Origin of the sequence: Acinetobacter sp. V89_7, assembly GCF_029967895.1 — a bacterium.
Lineage (GTDB): Bacteria > Pseudomonadota > Gammaproteobacteria > Pseudomonadales > Moraxellaceae > Acinetobacter > Acinetobacter soli.
Genome location: NZ_JASCAJ010000018.1, coordinates 19183 through 38747, shown reverse-complemented (window position 1 = coordinate 38747; position 19565 = coordinate 19183). Strand labels below are relative to the sequence as shown.

The 19565-nt window shown below is 44.2% G+C and carries 16 protein-coding genes; 4 read left to right on the top strand and 12 right to left on the bottom strand.

The genetic code is table 11. The annotated features are described in order from the left end of the window. Nucleotide 1: 1 nt before the first annotated feature. The 4 genes from QLG00_RS03930 to QLG00_RS03915 are packed head-to-tail and all read right to left on the bottom strand — an operon-like array spanning nt 2 to nt 3250. Complete coding sequence (locus tag QLG00_RS03930) at nt 2-286, bottom strand: hypothetical protein (RefSeq protein WP_282470538.1); 285 nt, start codon at nt 284-286, stop codon at nt 2-4. Nucleotides 287-329: 43 nt separating this feature from the next. Then, nucleotides 330-1784, bottom strand: a complete 1455-nt coding sequence (locus QLG00_RS03925) for an NAD(P)(+) transhydrogenase (Re/Si-specific) subunit beta (RefSeq protein WP_004945351.1) — start codon at nt 1782-1784, stop codon at nt 330-332. Between the two features lie 12 nt (nt 1785-1796). Next, nucleotides 1797-2111, bottom strand: coding sequence for a proton-translocating transhydrogenase family protein (locus tag QLG00_RS03920; RefSeq protein WP_004940548.1), 315 nt, complete (start codon nt 2109-2111; stop codon nt 1797-1799). 11 nt (nt 2112-2122) lie between these two features. Further along, complete coding sequence (locus tag QLG00_RS03915) at nt 2123-3250, bottom strand: Re/Si-specific NAD(P)(+) transhydrogenase subunit alpha (RefSeq protein WP_004945345.1); 1128 nt, start codon at nt 3248-3250, stop codon at nt 2123-2125. 234 nt (nt 3251-3484) lie between these two features. On the opposite strand from QLG00_RS03915, the gene QLG00_RS03910 reads away from it, so the two are divergent. The 4 genes from QLG00_RS03910 (at nt 3485) to QLG00_RS03895 (ending at nt 7871) form a co-directional block, all read left to right on the top strand. Next, entirely contained in the window at nt 3485-4411 is a 927-nt protein-coding gene (locus QLG00_RS03910; protein WP_282470537.1) for a DMT family transporter, read from the top strand. Between the two features lie 396 nt (nt 4412-4807). Then, nucleotides 4808-6004, top strand: a complete 1197-nt coding sequence (locus QLG00_RS03905; RefSeq protein WP_111812468.1) for an MFS transporter — start codon at nt 4808-4810, stop codon at nt 6002-6004. 91 nt (nt 6005-6095) lie between these two features. Beyond that, the gene (gene dusA / locus QLG00_RS03900) at nt 6096-7103 is read left to right on the top strand and encodes a tRNA dihydrouridine(20/20a) synthase DusA (protein ID WP_282470536.1); all 1008 of its coding nucleotides are present in this window, start codon (nt 6096-6098) and stop codon (nt 7101-7103) included. Nucleotides 7104-7370: 267 nt separating this feature from the next. After that, nucleotides 7371-7871 carry a hypothetical protein gene (locus tag QLG00_RS03895; RefSeq protein WP_119026006.1) on the top strand — a complete coding sequence of 167 codons (501 nt, stop codon included), beginning with the start codon at nt 7371-7373 and terminating at the stop codon, nt 7869-7871. Nucleotides 7872-7891: 20 nt separating this feature from the next. Here QLG00_RS03895 and QLG00_RS03890 read toward each other — a convergent pair whose 3' ends face one another. From QLG00_RS03890 to ilvC, 8 genes are all read right to left on the bottom strand, one after another. After that, the gene (locus tag QLG00_RS03890; RefSeq protein ID WP_048766336.1) at nt 7892-8671 is read right to left on the bottom strand and encodes a tRNA threonylcarbamoyladenosine dehydratase; all 780 of its coding nucleotides are present in this window, start codon (nt 8669-8671) and stop codon (nt 7892-7894) included. 124 nt (nt 8672-8795) lie between these two features. Further along, the gene (acnA, locus tag QLG00_RS03885; RefSeq protein ID WP_282470535.1) at nt 8796-11549 is read right to left on the bottom strand and encodes an aconitate hydratase AcnA; all 2754 of its coding nucleotides are present in this window, start codon (nt 11547-11549) and stop codon (nt 8796-8798) included. A gap of 119 nt (nt 11550-11668) precedes the next feature. Next, nucleotides 11669-12487 (bottom strand): TatD family hydrolase, encoded by an 819-nt coding sequence (locus QLG00_RS03880; RefSeq protein WP_111812466.1) that lies wholly within the window; start codon nt 12485-12487, stop codon nt 11669-11671. 17 nt (nt 12488-12504) lie between these two features. Beyond that, entirely contained in the window at nt 12505-13425 is a 921-nt protein-coding gene (locus QLG00_RS03875; protein WP_076033041.1) for an RsiV family protein, read from the bottom strand. Between the two features lie 92 nt (nt 13426-13517). After that, a complete protein-coding gene (locus tag QLG00_RS03870) occupies nt 13518-14336 on the bottom strand; it encodes a hypothetical protein (protein WP_111812465.1) in 819 nt (272 codons plus the stop codon). A 78-nt stretch (nt 14337-14414) separates the two neighbouring features. Further along, the gene (locus QLG00_RS03865) at nt 14415-16004 is read right to left on the bottom strand and encodes a peptide chain release factor 3 (protein ID WP_025095861.1); all 1590 of its coding nucleotides are present in this window, start codon (nt 16002-16004) and stop codon (nt 14415-14417) included. Between the two features lie 175 nt (nt 16005-16179). Beyond that, entirely contained in the window at nt 16180-18264 is a 2085-nt protein-coding gene (locus QLG00_RS03860; RefSeq protein WP_282470534.1) for an EAL domain-containing protein, read from the bottom strand. 278 nt (nt 18265-18542) lie between these two features. Beyond that, entirely contained in the window at nt 18543-19559 is a 1017-nt protein-coding gene (ilvC, locus tag QLG00_RS03855; RefSeq protein WP_004940573.1) for a ketol-acid reductoisomerase, read from the bottom strand. Nucleotides 19560-19565 lie beyond the last annotated feature (6 nt).

The following is a 19565-nucleotide window of genomic DNA, read 5'->3' as shown; positions in this document are numbered from 1 at the left end:
GTTAAGCATATAAAAAAGCGACCTGAATGGTCGCTTTTTTATGATTAAGATTTAGTCTCACACCTAAGCCTTGCGATAATGTTTTTTTTACTTCAGTGCCGTTTTTCACTTCGTTTGAAGCCTTAAGATGCAAAAAGAACATGCCACCGTAGATGGCAGTCAGTAAAATTAAAACAGTAATCGTGTCCGACTTGCCATGTTGTATAAAAATAATCCACGCCAATACCAACATCATCGCATATAAACCCATCATACATCGATGCGTATAAAATAAAGCTTTATTCATTCGTAAAAAAACCACCCGCAGGTGGTTTTCGTTTTAGCTCAGATTAGTGACCATTGCCATTAATGGCTTTGGTCATATCTTCCACCACTTTCTTGGCATCACCAAAAATCATCATGGTTTTTTCGTTATAGAACAAATCATTATCCAGACCTGCATAACCTGTTGCCATTGAACGTTTGATCACCATAATGGTTCGTGCCTTGTGTGCTTCCAAAATCGGCATACCATAAATTGGAGAGCTTGGGTCATCTTTCGCAGCCGGATTGACGACGTCATTGGCACCAATCACAAGCACGACGTCGGTTGCTGGAAAATCAGAGTTAATCTCATCCATTTCCAGAATATCTTCGTATGCCACATCTGCTTCTGCTAACAATACATTCATATGGCCCGGCATACGCCCCGCCACAGGGTGAATTGCGAAACGCACTTTTACGCCTTGCTCTTTGAGCAATTCACAAAGTTCTTTTACTGCGTTTTGTGCACGACCTTGCGCCATACCATAACCTGGTACGATCACCACACTATCTGCATTCGACATCAAGAAGCCTGCATCATCTGCCGAACCTGAACGATGGTTACGTTGAACCTGCTCACCTTTGGCAGCACCCGCAACCGCAGCACCGCCCATTGCGCCACCAAACAAGACATTCAAAATGTTACGGTTCATGGCTTTACACATAATGTAAGACAGAATCGCACCCGATGAACCCACCAGAGAGCCTGCTACAATCAGCATGTTATTTTCTAATGTAAAACCAATCCCTGCTGCCGCCCATCCAGAGAATGAGTTGAGAAGTGACACCACCACTGGCATATCACCGCCACCGACAGGCGCAATCCAGACCCAGCCAAAGGCCAGTGCCAGTGCAGTCATTGCCCAGAACGCCGTCATGTTGCCCGTCGAGAAGAAGTAAAAACCACAGGCAAGCATTGCAATAAAGATAATGGCCTGCACTGGCTTTACCCAAGCGCCAGAAATGGTTTTGGCCCATTTCTTTGCAGCCAGTTTACCGTAGGCAAAAACCGATGCAGTAAAAGTAATTGCGCCGACAAAGCAACCTACAAACAGCTCAAACAAATGTACTGGGCTCATGTGTGCATGCTGAACGCCCGCAGCAGTCAACGCTGCTTCGTTTTGTTCAAACAGAACTGTTAATTGGTTGTTGTGCAAAATTGCCGCAATAGCAATCAGTACCGCTGCCAGACCCACCAAGGAGTGCATCAGTGCAACCGTTTCTGGCATTTGTGTCATTGGTACCGTCCGTGCGCGCACAATCCCCACAATTGCACCCAGCACCATCGCCCCCACAATCATCCAAACCACAGGATGATCAGCCACAAAGAACGTGGTTAATACCGCAATCGCCATACCGATCATGCCGTAGCGGTTACCCGAAATTGCTGTTTTAGGTCCAGACAATCCGCGAAGCGTCATAATAAACAGGACTGCACCGATCAGGTAGAACCACTCTGCGTTTGCTCGAATAAATTCCATGTTTTCGTCCTCTTATTTTTTCTGCTTCGGCTTAAACATTTCAAGCATGCGCGCTGTTACAGCGAAGCCACCAAAAATGTTAATACTGGCCAAGAACACCGCAATAGCACCCAATACACTCACGACATTGATGCTTTGAAAATCGACACTGCCTTCTACACCAATCATGGGTAAACCCACGGTTTGGATCATCGCCCCCACGATGATAATGGAAGACAATGCATTCGTGACCGCCATCAGCGGTGTGTGCAATGCAGGCGTAACGCCCCATACCACGTAATAACCTACGAAGATGGCAAGGACGAAAATTGTAATCGTTTCAACCATGAGTATTCTCCTTAACCACGCTTGAGCAGTACATGACCGCCATGAGTGACCAATAGGGCTTTTTGAATTTCTTCTTCTGGATTGATGGCAAAATTCTTGTCTTGATCAAACAGTGTTTCAACAAAATTGAATACATTACGTGCGTATAGTGCTGAAGCTTCTGTCGACAAGGTCGATGGAATATTTGGAACACCTAAAATCTTCACACCATTTTCGGTGAATACCGTTTCGCCGACTTTAGAGCCTTCAACATTACCGCCTGTTTCGACGGCCATATCCAAAATGACTGAACCCGGTTTCATTTTGGCCACGGTTTCCGCTTTAATTAGACGTGGTGCATTTCGACCCGGTAATAGCGCAGTCGTAATGACGATATCGGCATTGGACACTGCTTTATCGACAATGGCTGCCTGATCCTTGATGTACTGCTCACCCGGCGTCCAGCCATATCCATTTTTGGCAGCTTCATCGGCACGCGCTTGCTCTTCAGGTGACATCGGTACATCTAACCACTTACCCCCAAGCGATTCGACTTGCTCTTTAGCCGTTGGGCGTAAATCGGTGGCTTCAACCACTGCCCCTAAGCGTTTGGCTGTGGCAATCGCCTGAAGGCCTGCCACCCCAACCCCCATAATCACCACACGTGCAGGTTTTACAGTACCTGCTGCGGTCATGAGCATCGGGAACATGCGCTGGTATTCTGCTGCTGCCAGCAAAACCGACTTATAACCCGCCAAGTTGGCTTGAGAAGACAACACGTCCATGTTTTGCGCACGAGACAACGTACGTGGCAACAACTCTAGAGCAAATGCAGATACGTTTTGACTGGCAAAGGTATCTAGGTCTGGATTTCGATATGGATCAAACATCGCCACAACGGTTGTATGTGCAGCTAACTTTTGAATTTCGTCACCTTGAGGTGCTCGAACTTTCAAAATCAATTGACTACCCGAATAAACATCTTCCGTAATGGTAGCGCCTACCTGTTCATAAGCGCTGTCGATATACGCGGCTCTTACCCCTGCTCCACGCTCAATCAAGACGCGATGGCCAGCACTGATCAACTTTTTCACTGTCTCTGGTGTCGCTGCGACACGATTTTCACCAGCGATCGTTTCTGTTGGGATTCCGATCTGCATGAGCATTCCTCAAGCTAATTTTCTTAAGTACAAACACCGTAGTAAACGATGTTCTCCCCCAGGTTATGTTTTGTTCATTTTTTGGATTCTAATTGAACTTTTTTAAATTACCACCCACTATTTATTTAATAAATACCTATATTTTGAACTAATGATTCATCTTTATACCTTAAATCTATAAAATAGGAGAGTTTGACTAAAAATTAAAAAACGACTCAAGATGCTATTTTTTAGATGAAATTTTCAATGAATTCGGTACAAACAGGATCCCTGTGTGCCATTTTTGCTGCTTTTTTATTCAGCACCAAAGCCATTTTTATCAAACAGGCTTACGCCCTCTCTCCTTTGGTTGATGCAACCACCTTAATGGTGCTTCGAATGGGAAGTGCTTTACCCTTCTTTATACTTATTTGCTGGTTAAATCGGCATCATAATCAAGGCATTCATATAAAAGATTGGCTCATTTTAGTTTTTGCTGGGCTATTGGGCTATTATTTCGCCAGCTGGTTAGACTTTGTGGGGCTGATGTTTATTAGTGCTTCACTTGAACGCATTATTTTATTTTTGTATCCCACGCTCACTGTTTTGGCCTCAAGTTTAATTTATCGTCAAAAATTAAATGCAAAAACTTGGTTTGCCATTTTTTTGAGTTATGGAGGAACGGTTCTGGTCATGCTACAAGAAGGCAAAATCGCACCAAGTCAGGGCAATCTGTGGATCGGCTGTAGCGTCGTATTTGCCAGTGCCATCGCGTTTGCAGCGTATTTATTATTGACCCCTCATCTTATTAAAAAATTTGGTTCATGGAATTTTAACGGTTTGGCGCTGAGCGTAGCCTGCGTAGGCACATTGCTTCATTTTTTCGTTGGCACTACACACCCTATACACACACTCATGCAGTTGCCAACCGGTGTTTGGCTATATGGCATTGGTCTTGGTTTTTTCGTTACCGTTTTACCAACGGCTTTATTAATGCAAAGTATTCAGCGCTTGGGGGCTTCACAGTCTGCCATGATTGCCTCAATTGGCCCCATTCTTACCATTATACTCGCTGTCTTGTTTCTCAATGAACATTTAAATCTTTGGCAATGGATCGGATGTGGGCTCAATATCATCGGTGTTTTAATGATTAGCTTAGGCAAAAGCCGATTAAAACATTAATCGATCACGTGTGATGGTGCTTACACGTTGCGGGTTTAATTTACGTCATTGAACTAAAAAAGAGCTTTATTCAGATTCAATTCTCAACAGATGAAAATCTTGCCGATTTTCATGATGCGAAAGTCAAAACACGATATAATCAGCATGCTTTAACTTCCTCAGCATCAACCTAAGCTTGATGCTATTCATTCAGACTGTCGTAATCGTCTAGTCGTAAGATCGATTTAAATTCATTTTTGAATGACATTCTGAATTTATCTTGTGTCACTACATAAACACCGTAATTGCTTTTTGAACTCTGATATCTGCATTTTCCGTCAGGTGAACCGAGTGGCAAACCAATAAACTTACGGACTTAACCGCAATCATTTAAACCATGTGAGATGAGAATATTCCATGCAAGAAACATCTGATATTAGCCAGAATAAAAAATTACTTTGGTTGATGGCGCTTGCATGTGGTCTGACTGCGGGCGCAAACTACTTTTGCCAACCACTAATCAATTCGATTCAACATGCCTTTGGGGTTACCACAGCCCAAGCCCAGTTAACCGTTACCTTTGCGCAAATGTCGTATGCTTTTGGCCTACTTTTGATTGTGCCTCTGGGCGATATTGTCAATAAAACCAAATTCATTCCGTTATTGATGGCCTTGGCTGGTGTAGGACTTTTGATCTGTGCTACATCCGTGAATTTAACCATGCTCTGGATCGGAACCGTGATTACGGGGCTGTTTTCGGTTGCAGCTCAAGTCTTGATTCCGTTTGCCACCATGACCGTGCGGCCTGAAAAAATAGGCGAAGTGGTTGGATTCTTAATGAGTGGATTGCTGGTTGGCATTTTACTTTCGACCAGCTTGTCAGGGTTACTGTCGCAATTGGTCCATTGGAAACTGATTTATGTGGTTAGTGCAGTACTCATCTTTATTTTAGCCTTTAAACTAAAATCCGAACTGCCTTATGCCATGCGCATTCGAATGAAATACAGCGATGTATTTAAATCGATGGCTGAACTGTTGGTGAGTGAAAAGCGCTTATCGATTCGGGCCTATGCAGGCGCGGGTGCATTTGCTTCGATGAGTGTGATTTTCTCGACCATTGCCGTGTATCTGTCTTCCGCACCCTTTCATTTGCAAGATATGTGGATAGGCTTGGTGAGCTTGGTGGGAGTATTTGGGGCTTTGTCTTCCCAGTTTGTAGGGAAATATGCCGATCGTGGCTATGGAACGCTGTTTACTTTTCTGGGCTGTGGTTTTTTAATTTTAAGCTGGGTGATCTTTTATTTTTCTTCGGCTGGATTGGGGCTGTATTTAATTGGCTTTGCCACGACGAATCTCGGTTTGGCATTTGTGCATTCGTGCAATCAAAATATTATTTTTCGAATTCGTCCCAATGCCAAATCTCGCCTGAATGCCATTTATATGACGCTATATTTTGGTGGCGCTGCAACAGGTTCTGCGATTGGTACCTATGCATGGAATCATGGTGGATGGGTATATACCTGCATGGCAGGTTTGGCACTGGCCGTCTTTGCCACCTTCTTTGCGCTTTTAGATTATTTGCTGTATCGGAATAAAAAACCCAATGTGGCGTGAGAAACATCCCCAATTGCACAATTTGGGGATTTAGCATAAACCGCGTATAATTTGTGCCCTTGTTGCACACTCATTGTTTGGATCTGTTTTCATGAAATCATCACTAGAGACGTTAAAGCCCCGTATTTCGGTTGCCCCGATGATGGATTGGACGACCAAGGACTACCGCTTTTTTGCTCGCCTATTTAATCCGAATGTGGTGTTGTACACCGAAATGGTCACGACAGGCGCGATTTTATTTGGTGATGCCAAACGCCATCTCGATTACAGCCATGAAGAACATCCTATTGTGCTACAACTGGGTGGTTCAAATCCCAAAGATCTGGCCGAATGTACCAAAATGGCACAAGATTGGGGCTATGATGAAGTCAATCTCAATGTTGGCTGTCCAAGTGACCGTGTACAAAACAATAAAATTGGCGCATGTCTGATGGCAGAACCCGATCTCGTGGCCGAATGTATTGCACAAATGCAACAGGTCGTTGATATTCCTGTACACGTTAAGCATCGTATTGGCATTGATGACATGCAGTCTTACGATGAAATGCTGAATTTTGTAGATACCGTGGCAAAGACTGGCTGCCGCCATTTTGTTGTCCATGCCAGAATTGCCATACTTAGAGGGTTATCGCCTAAAGAAAACCGTGAAATTCCGCCGCTACGCTACGAAGATGTATACCGACTCAAACAAGAACGCCCAAATCTCTATATCGAAATCAATGGTGGCATTAAAAGCGTTGCGGAAACACAGCAGCATTTACAACATGTTGATGGCGTGATGATTGGTCGCGAAGCGTATCATAATCCTTACTTACTGGCAGAACTGGGGCAGTTGTGGAACCTGACGCCTCCAGATCGATTTGAAATCATGCACAAAATGCTCCCGTATATCGAACAACGATTGGCTGAAGGTGCACCACTGTCGATTATCACGCGCCACATTTTAGGCCTGTTCCAGAACTTGCCGGGTGCACGTAAATGGCGACAAGCATTAAGTGGTGGAAACGCCAAAACTCTGCATGATATTGATCGGGCACTGCATCAGATGGCAGAAAGCTTAAGCCGTCGCGATACGGTCAGTATTGAGCAAAGTGTTTAAATCAAAATAGTGTCATGACTTCCAATTTTCGTCATGGCACTTCTTTATGTGCTTCGTACAAACAATTGTCTAAAAAATCTTCATTCATCTCTTTTTTCACAGCACTAAGCGTCTGATTTAACGTGCAATTGATTTAAAAATAACCACTTTGTGAAATATTATTACATAGCTTAAAAAATTCTTTAAGATTCGACCTGTAGGATGAGCCGGTCAGGAAATTACATCATTTGCACAGCGACTTAAAAAACGTAGGGATGAAGTTCAACCATGATTTATGACGGACAAGCTGCCGATTATTATCCAACGCAGAACACAACAGAAAGAACAATTATTGAATCTTCAAGCCGGTCATCTGGTCCGTTTTCTTTTTCCTCTGAAAAAGCAGGACGTAGTCAGATTGATGTGCATAAATTTGTCTCAAAATTACAAACAATGAGTGGATTTACCAGCACGGCTAAATGCGCCAAGATGGTTCGTATTGCCCTAGAATCTGCGGGCGCAAAGATTCAGAGCCATCCTGTCGCTGCTTCGGACTGGGGAGATACGTTAAAGAAAATTGGCTATCGCCAAATTCAACCTGCATTTGACCACCCAAAAGTCGGCGATATTTATATTATTAAGCGCACCAAAAACCATGTATATGGTCATATCGCAGGTTATAGTGGCAGCCAGTGGATTTCTGACTACAAACAACCGAGCTACAACGTATATCGCGATGATGACGTGAGCTACAGTTATTTTAGACCAGGCGCAGACGACGACAATTAAAGCGGATTATTCGTCTAAATTTATGCGTGCTGTTTGATTTTGTGATTTTTCAGATCGAGCTTTTTAAGCACTTCTGCCACGGCGACCATGGCAAAGCTTGATGTCACGACCACCGCAGAGCCATATCCGCCGCAGCGTAATCCCGCCGCTGCGCACACCTCTGCACTGGAAAATGGATTATCAATCGAATAAATACAGGTAATGCCAAACTTCTCTTTGGGCTTTTTACAAATGCCTTTGGCCCGCAACTGACTTCTTAGCTTGGCCAGCATCGGGTCTTGTTCGGTTTTAGACAAATCTGCAACGCGAATTTTAAGCGGATCCAGTTTGCCACCTGCTCCACCAGACACAATTAACGAAATCTTATTGAAACGACAGTGCAGCATCAGTGCAAGTTTGGCTTTGACATCATCAATACAATCCAGCACCACATCGGGTTGATCAGCCAATATATCTGCAACATTATCGGCCGATAAAAAATCATCAATCACATTGACCTGAATTCGCGGGTTGATCTGACGGCAACGCTCCGCCATGATCGCTGCTTTTTCTTGCCCCAAGGTCGATGATAATGCAGGCAACTGACGGTTAATATTCGATGCAGCCAGCACATCCATATCGACCAACGTTAATTGAGCAATTCCCGTGCGCGCCAAGGCTTCAACCGCCCAACTCCCGACACCGCCAATTCCAATGACCATGACATGGCTTTGTTCATAATGATGAAATGCTTCATCACCATAAATTTTGGCAACGCCTGCAAAACGGCGTTCATATTCATCGTCGTGGAAGTCGGTCATACGGCTCAAATCAGTTCATTTTAAAGACCGGATATTTTACTGGTTTTAGCTGCCGATTGTTAGCCCAACAGTAAAGGCCTTTGTCATCATAACAAAGGCCTTTAAAAAGTGAACTCAATAATGTTTAAGCTGCAATCAGGTTGCGCAGTACATAATGCAAAATACCGCCAGCTTTAAAGTACTCAACTTCGTTCAGTGTATCGATACGACAGAGTACTTTGAAGCTCTCAGTCGATCCATCTTCACGTTTTACACTCACGTCAAGCTGTTGATGCGGCTGAATCTCGTCTGATAAACCAGAAATAGACAGCTCTTCTTTACCGGTCAGATTTAAAGATTGTCGTGTTTGACCATCGACAAACTGTAGCGGCAAAACTCCCATTCCAACCAGATTAGAACGGTGAATACGCTCAAAGCTTTCGGCAATGACTGCTTTTACACCCAGTAAATTGGTGCCTTTAGCAGCCCAGTCACGAGAGGAACCCGTGCCGTACTCTTTACCTGCCACAATCACCAGTGGCGTGTGTTCCTCAGCATAACGCATGGCAGCATCATAGATCGCGAGTTTTTCACCGCTCGGAATATGCAGGGTGTTACCGCCCTCTTCGCCTCCCAGCATTTCATTTTTGATACGGATATTGGCAAAAGTACCGCGCATCATGACTTCATGATTGCCGCGTCGCGAACCGTAGGAATTAAAATCTTTAGGTTCAATGCCATTTTCTTGCAGGTAGCGACCAGCGGGACTGTCTTTCTTGATATTACCAGCAGGTGAAATATGATCTGTGGTGACCGAATCGCCTAGCACGGCCAAAATACGTGCATGCTCAATATTCTGAATCGGCTCAGGTGGCTGATCGATTTTTTCAAAAAATGGAGGATGCTGAATATAAGTTGAATCATCGGCCCATTCATAGGTTTTACTTTGTGGAATTTGAATCGATTGCCAACTTTCATCCCCTTCAAAAACATCTGCGTATTCCTTGTGGAACATCTCGGTATCGACTTTTTGCAATACTGCTGCAATTTCTGCACTGCTTGGCCAAATGTCTTTGAGGTAAATATCTTCACCATTTTTGCCCTGACCTAAAGGCTCGGCGGTTAAATCTTTGCGAATGGTACCAGCCAGCCCATAAGCCACAACCAAAGGTGGTGAGGCAAGCCAGTTGGTTTTCACCAGCGGATGGACACGACCTTCAAAGTTTCGGTTACCCGATAATACCGAGGCTACATTTAGATCATACTTCTGAATGGCCGCTTCAATTGGATCGGGTAAGGGTCCTGAGTTCCCAATGCAGGTGGTACAGCCATAACCCACCAGATTGTAGCCAAGCTGATCCAGATAAGGTGTGAGTCCGGCAGCTGCCAAATATTCGGTGACGACTTTTGAGCCCGGTGCCAGTGAACTTTTCACCCAAGGTTTACGTTGTAGGCCTTTTTCAATGGCTTTTTTCGCTAACAAACCTGCCGCGAGCATTACGCTTGGGTTAGAGGTATTGGTACATGAGGTAATGGCAGAAATGACCACATCGCCATGATGAAGATCATAACGCTGTCCATCGAGTTCAAAATGCGGCTTATCGGATTCATGATGACTTTCTTCAACATCTACCGCTGTACCACCGCCTTCATTTTCTAGGCGCTGTTTTTCAGGTTTGGCCGGTTGTAAGTTCAACTCGACAGCGGCTTGAAATGCTGCTGGAACTTTTGACAATACCACTCGGTCTTGCGGACGTTTTGGGCCAGCCAAACTCGCCTCAACACTGGCCATATCAAGTGTTAGCGTATCGGTAAATACAGGCTCATCACCAGTGTGACGCCATAATCCCTGCTCTTTGCTGTAATCCTCGACCAGTGCAATCCGCTCTGGATCGCGGCCTGTCAAACGCATGTATTCAAGGGTAATCTCATCGACTGGGAAGAATCCACAGGTCGCACCGTATTCTGGCGCCATATTGGCAATCGTAGCACGGTCTGCAAGCGGTAAATCTGCCAGCCCGTCACCGTAAAATTCCACAAACTTACCCACCACACCTTTTTGGCGCAGCATTTGCGTGACAGTCAATACAAGGTCGGTTGCGGTAATACCTTCTTTGAGTTTACCAGTCAGCTTGAAGCCAATCACTTCTGGAATGAGCATGGAAATGGGTTGTCCCAACATGGCTGCTTCAGCTTCAATTCCGCCTACGCCCCAGCCTAATACGCCTAAACCATTGATCATGGTAGTATGCGAGTCGGTTCCGACCAATGTATCTGGAAAGGCATAGGTGTGCCCTTGTTCTGCGTTGGTCCATACGGCTTGCGCCAGATATTCAAGGTTTACCTGATGACAAATACCAGTACCCGGCGGTACAACGCTGAAATTATTAAAGGCCGATTGTCCCCAGCGTAAAAATTGATAGCGTTCGCCGTTGCGTTGCATCTCAATTTCAACATTTTCTTCAAACGCATCGTCTGTGGCAAAATGATCGACCATTACCGAGTGATCAATGACTAGATCGACTGGTGAAAGCGGATTAATTTTTTCCGGATCACCTCCTGCCTTGGCCATCGCTGCACGCATGGCAGCCAAATCGACGACAGCCGGAACACCAGTAAAGTCCTGCATGAGCACCCGTGCAGGTCGATATTGAATCTCCTGCTCAGAGGTTTTCGTTTTTTGCCAATCCACAAGTGCCTGAATATGGGCTTGCGTTACGGTGTGGTTATCTTCAAAGCGAAGTAGGTTTTCAAGCAGTACTTTTAGCGATTTTGGCAACTGCGCAAGATCACCCAATTGTTTTTCTGCCTGCGCCAGACTAAAAATTTGGTAATTACGACCTGAAACTTTTAATGTTTTTAATGCATTAAAACTGTTGATTTTACTATAGCTGGCCATGCGGTCATCCTCCGGTTGGCTATTTGTTTTTAAAGATTTTGTTTGATGTTTTTCTACTGTATGCCAGATTTGGACACACAGTGTTCAGTTTTGGTTATTGTTTTTAAGGATGTTGTTTTTTATTGATTTAATCGTAGCGCGTTCAGTGCATTTTGCCACATGACCGGCGCCAACTCATCTGCTGACAAACCGAGTGATGTCGCCAGTCCTTCTAAGACATAAGGTAAATTAACAGGTGTATTTCGTGTACGTGTCTGATTGGACTGCTGGCAGCATAACGGGGTCATATCGGGGCAATCGGTCTCCAGCACCAAGTGCTCTGCACCAACAGCCTGAACCACTTGATGCAGTTTTTTTGCGTTTGGATTGGTGATTTGTCCAGTGACGCCTAGTTTGAAACCAAGTTTAATGAGCGCTTTGGCTTCCTCCACCCCGCCACTAAAGGCATGTGCAATACCGCCATGTTTAAATTTGTGCTGTTTGAGCAGTTGGATCACATCGGCATGGGCTTTACGGATATGCAATAAAACGGGTTTATCATATTGCGTTGCCAAGTCGAGCTGCGCAGAAAAATAAGCACGCTGTTGAGTGAATATTTCAGGTTGCTTGTGCTCGCTTAAAAAGGTATCAAGGCCAATTTCACCGACTGCCACACAGGGCCGCTGTTTCAGCAATTGCTCAAGCCGATGCAGATCTGTATCGGTATGTTCTTTGATATAAAATGGATGCAAACCGGGCGCCAGATAACTTTGAGGCGCCTGATCGAGCTGATTGATTTGATCATGTACACGGCATAGATCGTCGAAGCGCGAAGCCACAAAACCAATCAGAACCAATGCCTCAACACCACGTTCCTTCGCCCGATAAGCCAGCTCCACGCGATCCGGATCAAAATCCGGAACGTCAAAATGCGTGTGCGTATCAAACAGGCGATGCATCTAAAAATATCCTTGTATTAACGCTGCCCTTTGGCTTGAGGTAAATATTCGGGTTTCAAAATACCGCCGAGTTGTGAGTATGGAATCACCAAGCGCGGTAAACCAACCGCATATGGGCCAATTTCATATTCACCGTATTGCAAAATAAGTCCATCATCGCCGAGTAAGAAATTATCCGAAAGCTTAAATTTCCACGCCTGCTCATATTCGTCTACCGATGTCGCGAGCTTCGATTCAATCACCCAAGCTTTAAAGGCCTCGTGAGCTAACTTTTCTAGCGCTACTTTTTGCTTGGCTAACAGTAAGTCATTCAAATGCAGTCGTTTCTGCTGTTTTAAATCGAAATTATAATATTCTTGCATGGCTGAGCCATGAGCTCCCCCCAAGTAACTACTGGTATTGAGTACAATTGTGGCGACTGGTTGCTGCGATTTTAAAATTGAGGGCTTGATCATCAGATTCAACTGATGATTCGCACTTAAGGTTTTCATTTCGTTGTCTAAAGCAACAAATGAACGCACATAGGGTTTAATTTGCTGTTCAAGGGTAATTTGCTCTGGTTGCGCGCCCGTTGCGGCACTGGCAGCGCCGGTTTCAGGCTTTGCCGCGCTATCACCAGCTTTGACCGACTTGGATATTTCAAGAATACGCGCCAAATTATTTAAAATTTCTGCATCAATCTGTTGGTCGATCCATGGCATATTACTTTGCAGGCGTTCGATCTCGAATTCTGGACAATTATTGCCGTCACATTCTGGTAAATCTGCATTCAGTTTTACCGTTTTTCCTTCGATGGCCAAGGCCTGTGCCTGAGTGGATGAATCGGTGGCCGATGCTGCTTTTGCAGCGTCTTCTGCTGCTTGCTTAGGCTGACAAGCCGCCAGAGCCAGTGTGCTTCCCAAAATGGCTATCCATGCATTCTTCTGAAATCGCAACATACGCAATGCCTTACACATTTATTTACATATATGATGATGCTAATCCAAGCCACTGCGCTTTGACCAGCATTACTTAAAATATCTATACAGAGTTAAAACATATCTCGATAAATAGCTGGATTCAATACCGTCTTGGTTTGCTGTGCAGTAAAATACAGATCAAACTGATCGGCGTGTTCTGAAATCTCGCTGGCACGATAGTGCAAACCAATGCCCTCCTGATCAAAGAACAAATCGGCCTTACGCCAGTCGAGCTGTTTTGGTGCTTCTTTTTGTATGTCTTTCGGCTGTTGGCTGCGCCATTTTTTGTAGGCTGTCTGTACCCATTGCTCAAATTGTGCTTGCTGTTTTGGGTGAAGAATATCATTCACAGCAATCATACGTTTGCTTTTACGATCGGCCACCATAAAGTAATAACGATTCTTTATGGTAATTTCTTCTTGTTTGGCATTGAGTCCAATTTGTAACAGCACATACTGGTTTTTTTGATAAGCGATTGCACTACTTACCTTAAGTTCATACGGTCGATTGCGTGAGTATTGTGCTTGCCATTGTTTAGATTGTTTCAGATATTGCTTTAACACTGCATCCAAAGTGGGCGGCGTGATTTTTTTCTTGAGCTGCTCATTGATCACTTCTGCAATCTGTAGATCAATCCATTGTTTCAGCCATGGATCATTGGTCTTCAGCGTTTGAACATCCAAACGGGCACAGGTCGATGAAGACGAACACTCAGGCTTTGGCACCTGAAGTGCAGTAGACTGACTCTGTATTGGAGCAACTTGTATTGTTTTGCTTGGCGTCTTCGCTGGAACTGCTGGCGGTTTTGGTGCAGCAGCAAACCACAACCATATACACAGTGCGGCAATGATGCACAAACAGAGACCTAACAGCCAGATGTATCGACGCATATGCGCGACTCCTGCAAACCCAAAGCTGTACTCTAAAAGAAAAAACAGCGCCTGTTTAGACGCTGTTTTTTACATTATTTAGTGTTCTCGTGTATTTCGGAACTGGATATCAGGCCAGCGTTCCTGCATCAGTTGCAGATTGACCCGACTTGGTGCCAAATAAGTTAGGTGTCCACCACCATCGACCGAAAGTTGATCGTGAGCTTTTTTCTTGAATTCATTAAAAATCTTTTCATCATCGCAATGCACCCAACGCACGGTGTTCACGCTGATCGGCTCGTAAATACAATCGACTTTGTATTCTTCTTTTAAACGATATGCCACCACATCAAACTGTAGCACCCCTACTGCCCCCACAATCAGATCATTACTGATTTGTGGCATAAAGACCTGCGTTGCGCCTTCTTCTGACAGCTCTTTTAAGCCTTTTTGCAACTGCTTAGATTTAAGCGGATCTTTAAGACGTACACGGCGGAACATTTCAGGCGCAAAGTGCGGAATACCGGTAAAATGCAGTTTTTCACCACTGGTAAAGGTATCCCCAATCTGGATGGTACCATGGTTGTGCAAACCAATAATATCGCCCGGCCAAGCCTCTTCCAAATGCTCACGTTCGCCTGCCAAAAAGGTTAGTGCATCTGAAATCCGCACGTCTTTACCCAAGCGCACATGATTCATTTTCAGGCCTTTTTCATATTTACCCGAACAAATTCGCATAAAGGCAATCCGGTCACGATGTTTCGGATCCATATTGGCCTGAATCTTAAATACAAAGCCACTAAATCCTTCTTCAGTCGCCTCGACGGTACGCTCTTGGGTAGGATGTGCTTTTGGTTCTGGTGCCCACTGAATAAAGGCATCCAAAACATGATCGACTCCAAAGTTGCCAAGTGCGGTACCAAACAGTACAGGTGTTTGTTTACCTTGCAAGAACAGCTCACGGTCTAACGGTTCGTTGGCCATTTGTACCAGCTCTAAAGATTCTTCAAAAGAGGCCCAAGCCAGCTCACCCACTTTTTCACGGATATCGGCGTGATCATAGCCATCACGAATTTCAATATCGGTAATGGTCGAACCAAAGCCCGCTTTGTACACATAAAGCTTGTCTTCAAGCAGGTTATATACACCTGCAAAGTCGCGTCCCATACCCAGTGGCCATGTGATCGGTACACAGCGGATATTTAAAACGCTTTCAATTTCATCGAGTAGCTCAAGCGGTTCGCGAATTTCACGGTCCATTTTGTTAACAAACGAAATGATTGGCGTATCGCGCATACGACACACTTCCATCAGTTTAATGGTTCGTTCCTCAACCCCTTTGGCACCGTCAATCACCATCAGCGCCGAGTCGACAGCGGTTAGAGTACGGTAGGTGTCTTCCGAGAAATCTTCGTGTCCCGGTGTATCCAAAAGGTTAATGGTGTGCTGCTTGAATGGGAATTGCATCACCGAGGTGGTAATCGAGATACCACGCTCTTTTTCCATTTCCATCCAGTCGGAGGTTGCAGAGCGATCTGATTTACGGCTTTTGACCATACCCGCCACCTGAATGGCCTTACCCCATAACAGCAGCTTCTCTGTCATGGTGGTTTTACCCGCATCGGGGTGGGAAATAATTGCAAAAGTACGTCGTGCGTTTACTTCACGCGCAAGTTGTTCTTTAAACATGAAAGATGTCTTCAATCTAAATTCAGCAGGCCATCAAACGTACGTCCGGCACAAGACTGAAATGTGGGAATTCGAAATTGTCGCAATTGTAGCAGATTTGGCAGCTAATTTAATGCTTGTTGATATCTTCTAGGTTATCCACAGAAGAATCTATCCATAAGGTATTGCATGCGTACTACAATGAATGAACTGTCTGAAAATCGGCTGTTGCCACTTGAGAGATTAACTGCGCTACAGGCATAGGCCTGCCCAGCAAATAACCTTGTAGCTGATGACAGCCGAGTCGAATTAGAATGTCGGCCTGTAACTGAGTTTCAACACCTTCAGCTGTCACATACAACCCGAGTTTTGTCGCCAGATGAATAATACTGTCTAAAATGACCTCTTCTTTGGAACCGTTAGTCAAATGAATAATAAATCCACGGTCAATCTTTAATTCATCTACTGGCAAATCTTTTAAGTACAGAAAACTCGAATGGCCTGTACCAAAGTCATCAATCGCAATTCGGATTCCCAATGCACGAAGTTGCTCAAAGGTCGAAATACTCAAGTCGATATGCCGCATCGCGGTTGACTCGGTAATCTCGATCGTCAGGTGATTGGGCCGGATGCGGTATTTTTTGATTAAGTCTTGTAGTGTCTTGACCAGATGTTTATTTTCAAACTGAATGGCCGATAAATTGACTGCAATTGGATATAACGCTGTACCTTGTGTTTCCCACTCTTGTATTTGCTTACAGGCTTGCTCGAGTGCCCAGTAACCCATCGGAACAATCAAGCCAGTTTTTTCAGCACCATCGATAAACATATGCGGGCTAAGCAGTCCAAAACTAGGATGCTGCCATCGAATCAATGCTTCAACACCACAAATTTTAAGCGTGGTGTCATATTTGGGCTGATAGAACAACACAAATTGTTTTTCTTCAACAGCCTTATACAGGTCATTAATTAACTTGGATTGACTGCGTGTTTCATTTTGCTCACTCGAATAGTTAAAAATCGAGTAGGTATTCCGGCCTTGATCTTTGGCCATGACCATGGCGATATCGGCATTAATGAGCAAATCTTGCATGTTGTGACCATGTTCTGGATAAATCGCAATCCCAATACTGCCCGAGATATTAATTTCTTTACTGGTGATCTGGTAGGTTTCTTGCAAATGCTTGAGAACATCTTCTGCGATTTTTGCAACTTGGCGGGTTGTTTTATTTTCGATAATCAGTAGGAACTCATCACCTCCAATCCTGAGCAACTTCCCGTTTTCATCGAGCTGCTCTTGAATGCGATTGGCCACCTGAATCAGTAATTGATCACCCACATGGTGGCCAAATGCATCATTGATCGACTTAAAGCGATCTAGATCCAGATATAAAAATGCAATTTTTTCATGTTGCTGGTGCGGGTCTGCAAATCGGTCTTTAACATAGTCCATCAAAAACAAACGATTGGGCAATTTAGTTAAATTATCATGTACAGCTAAGTTGGCCAGTTCGCGGTTGAGTTTAAGCAATGCCTTATTACGCTCTTCAAGACGCAACTCCAACACGGCCACGCAATAACCCGCCACCAATACCAAACTGGTAATAAAAATAATTGTAAATAATAGCAAGTCATGACTGGTCTGATTCAGCGCAGTGCCGCTAGTCAAACCTTTATCGATAAACATCGTGGCAGTCATGCCGGTATAATGCAAACCGACAATGGCAAGTGCCAAGGTGGTTGCGGCAGCAAGTTGCAGGTAGACTTTACTTTTTTGCGCGTTTTTATATTTAAAGATCAATAAAAAGGCAAGTCCTGACCCGCTAATCGCGATCAATACCGAAAACACCACCAATAACGGATCATAGTCGATGGTGTAATGTTCGAGTATCAGTCCCATCATGCCAGTATAATGCATACCGGAAATGCCCAAGCCCATAAGCACCGAACCAATCACCAGACGTGCAATTGGCAGGGTTTCACGAGTAATTAACCAGATTGCAAAGGTCGATGCCACAAAAGCAATCAGATAAGAAACCAGCGTTAAACTCGGATCAAAATAATATGGTTTGGGTAAATGGCAAGCCAGCATACCGACAAAATGCATGGCCCAGATCGCAAGACCAAGGACCAGACCACAGCCCAGCATAATGATCTTTTCATAAGGTAAATAACGTTTTTTAAAAATTAATTGTTGCAAAGAGATTGCGACAAAGCAGATTATCACCGCCAGAACAATAGAACCGATGACAATGGTACTGTCGTAATCAACATGTTCCATAAAGGACTTCCATGATTATTTATTAAACTGCTTGCTGTTTTTAGAGTGTTAGGCAACAACAACGCATCATTATTATTGTTAATCCGACCCACACGATCACTTATGATTCTAACATTAAAGCGCTTCTTTACTATTCGTAAATCCACCTTTTTTTATTTTAAAAATCAATGAAATAAAACACGTTATTTAATTATTATTATGAATCAATTCACATTATCTAATTAAAAAGGTAAAAAAAATCCCGTCTCAAGACGGGATTTTTTTACCAAAAAGAAAAATTAGTTTTTCTCTTTGTCTACGATTTTGTTGGCTTGAATCCACGGCATCATTGCACGTAATTTCGCACCTGTTACTTCAATACCGTGTGCAGCATTTTGACGGCGACGCGCAGTCATAGAAGGATAGTTCAACGCACCTTCCTGAATGAACATTTTCGCGTATTCGCCAGATTGAATACGTTTAAGTGCATTACGCATCGCTTCGCGAGACTGTTCGTTGATTACTTCAACGCCAGTTACGTATTCGCCATACTCCGCATTGTTTGATACCGAGTAGTTCATGTCCGCAATACCGCCTTCGAACATCAAGTCTACAATTAACTTAAGTTCGTGCAAGCATTCGAAGTATGCCATTTCTGGTGAATAACCCGCTTCAACTAAAGTTTCGAAGCCCATTTTAACCAGTTCAACCGCACCACCGCAAAGTACCGCTTGCTCACCGAACAAGTCAGTTTCAGTTTCTTCACGGAATGAAGTTTCGATAATACCGGTACGGCCACCACCAACACCAGAGGCATAAGACAATGCAACGTTACGTGCATTACCTGAAGCATCTTGATGGATTGCGATCAAATCAGGCACACCTGAACCGCGCTGAAATTCAGAACGAACTGTATGGCCTGGTGCTTTTGGTGCAACCATGATCACGTCAAGATCTTTACGTGGAACAACTTGGTTGTAAAGAACAGAGAAACCGTGTGCAAATGCTAAAGTTGCACCTTCTTTGATGTTTGGCTCAATCACATCACGGTAAAGTTGTGACTGGAACTCGTCCGGAGTCAAAATCATCACCAAGTCAGCTTGTTTCACAGCTTCAGGCACTTCTGCAACTTTTAAGCCAGCATTTTCAGCTTTTTTCCAAGATGCTGAATTTGCACGCAGACCAACAGTCACGTCTACACCAGAATCTTTTAGGTTTAGCGCATGCGCGTGACCTTGTGAACCGTAACCAATAATTGCTACTTTTTTGCCTTGGATGATTGATAAGTCACAATCTTTATCGTAAAAAATTTGCATCTGTTT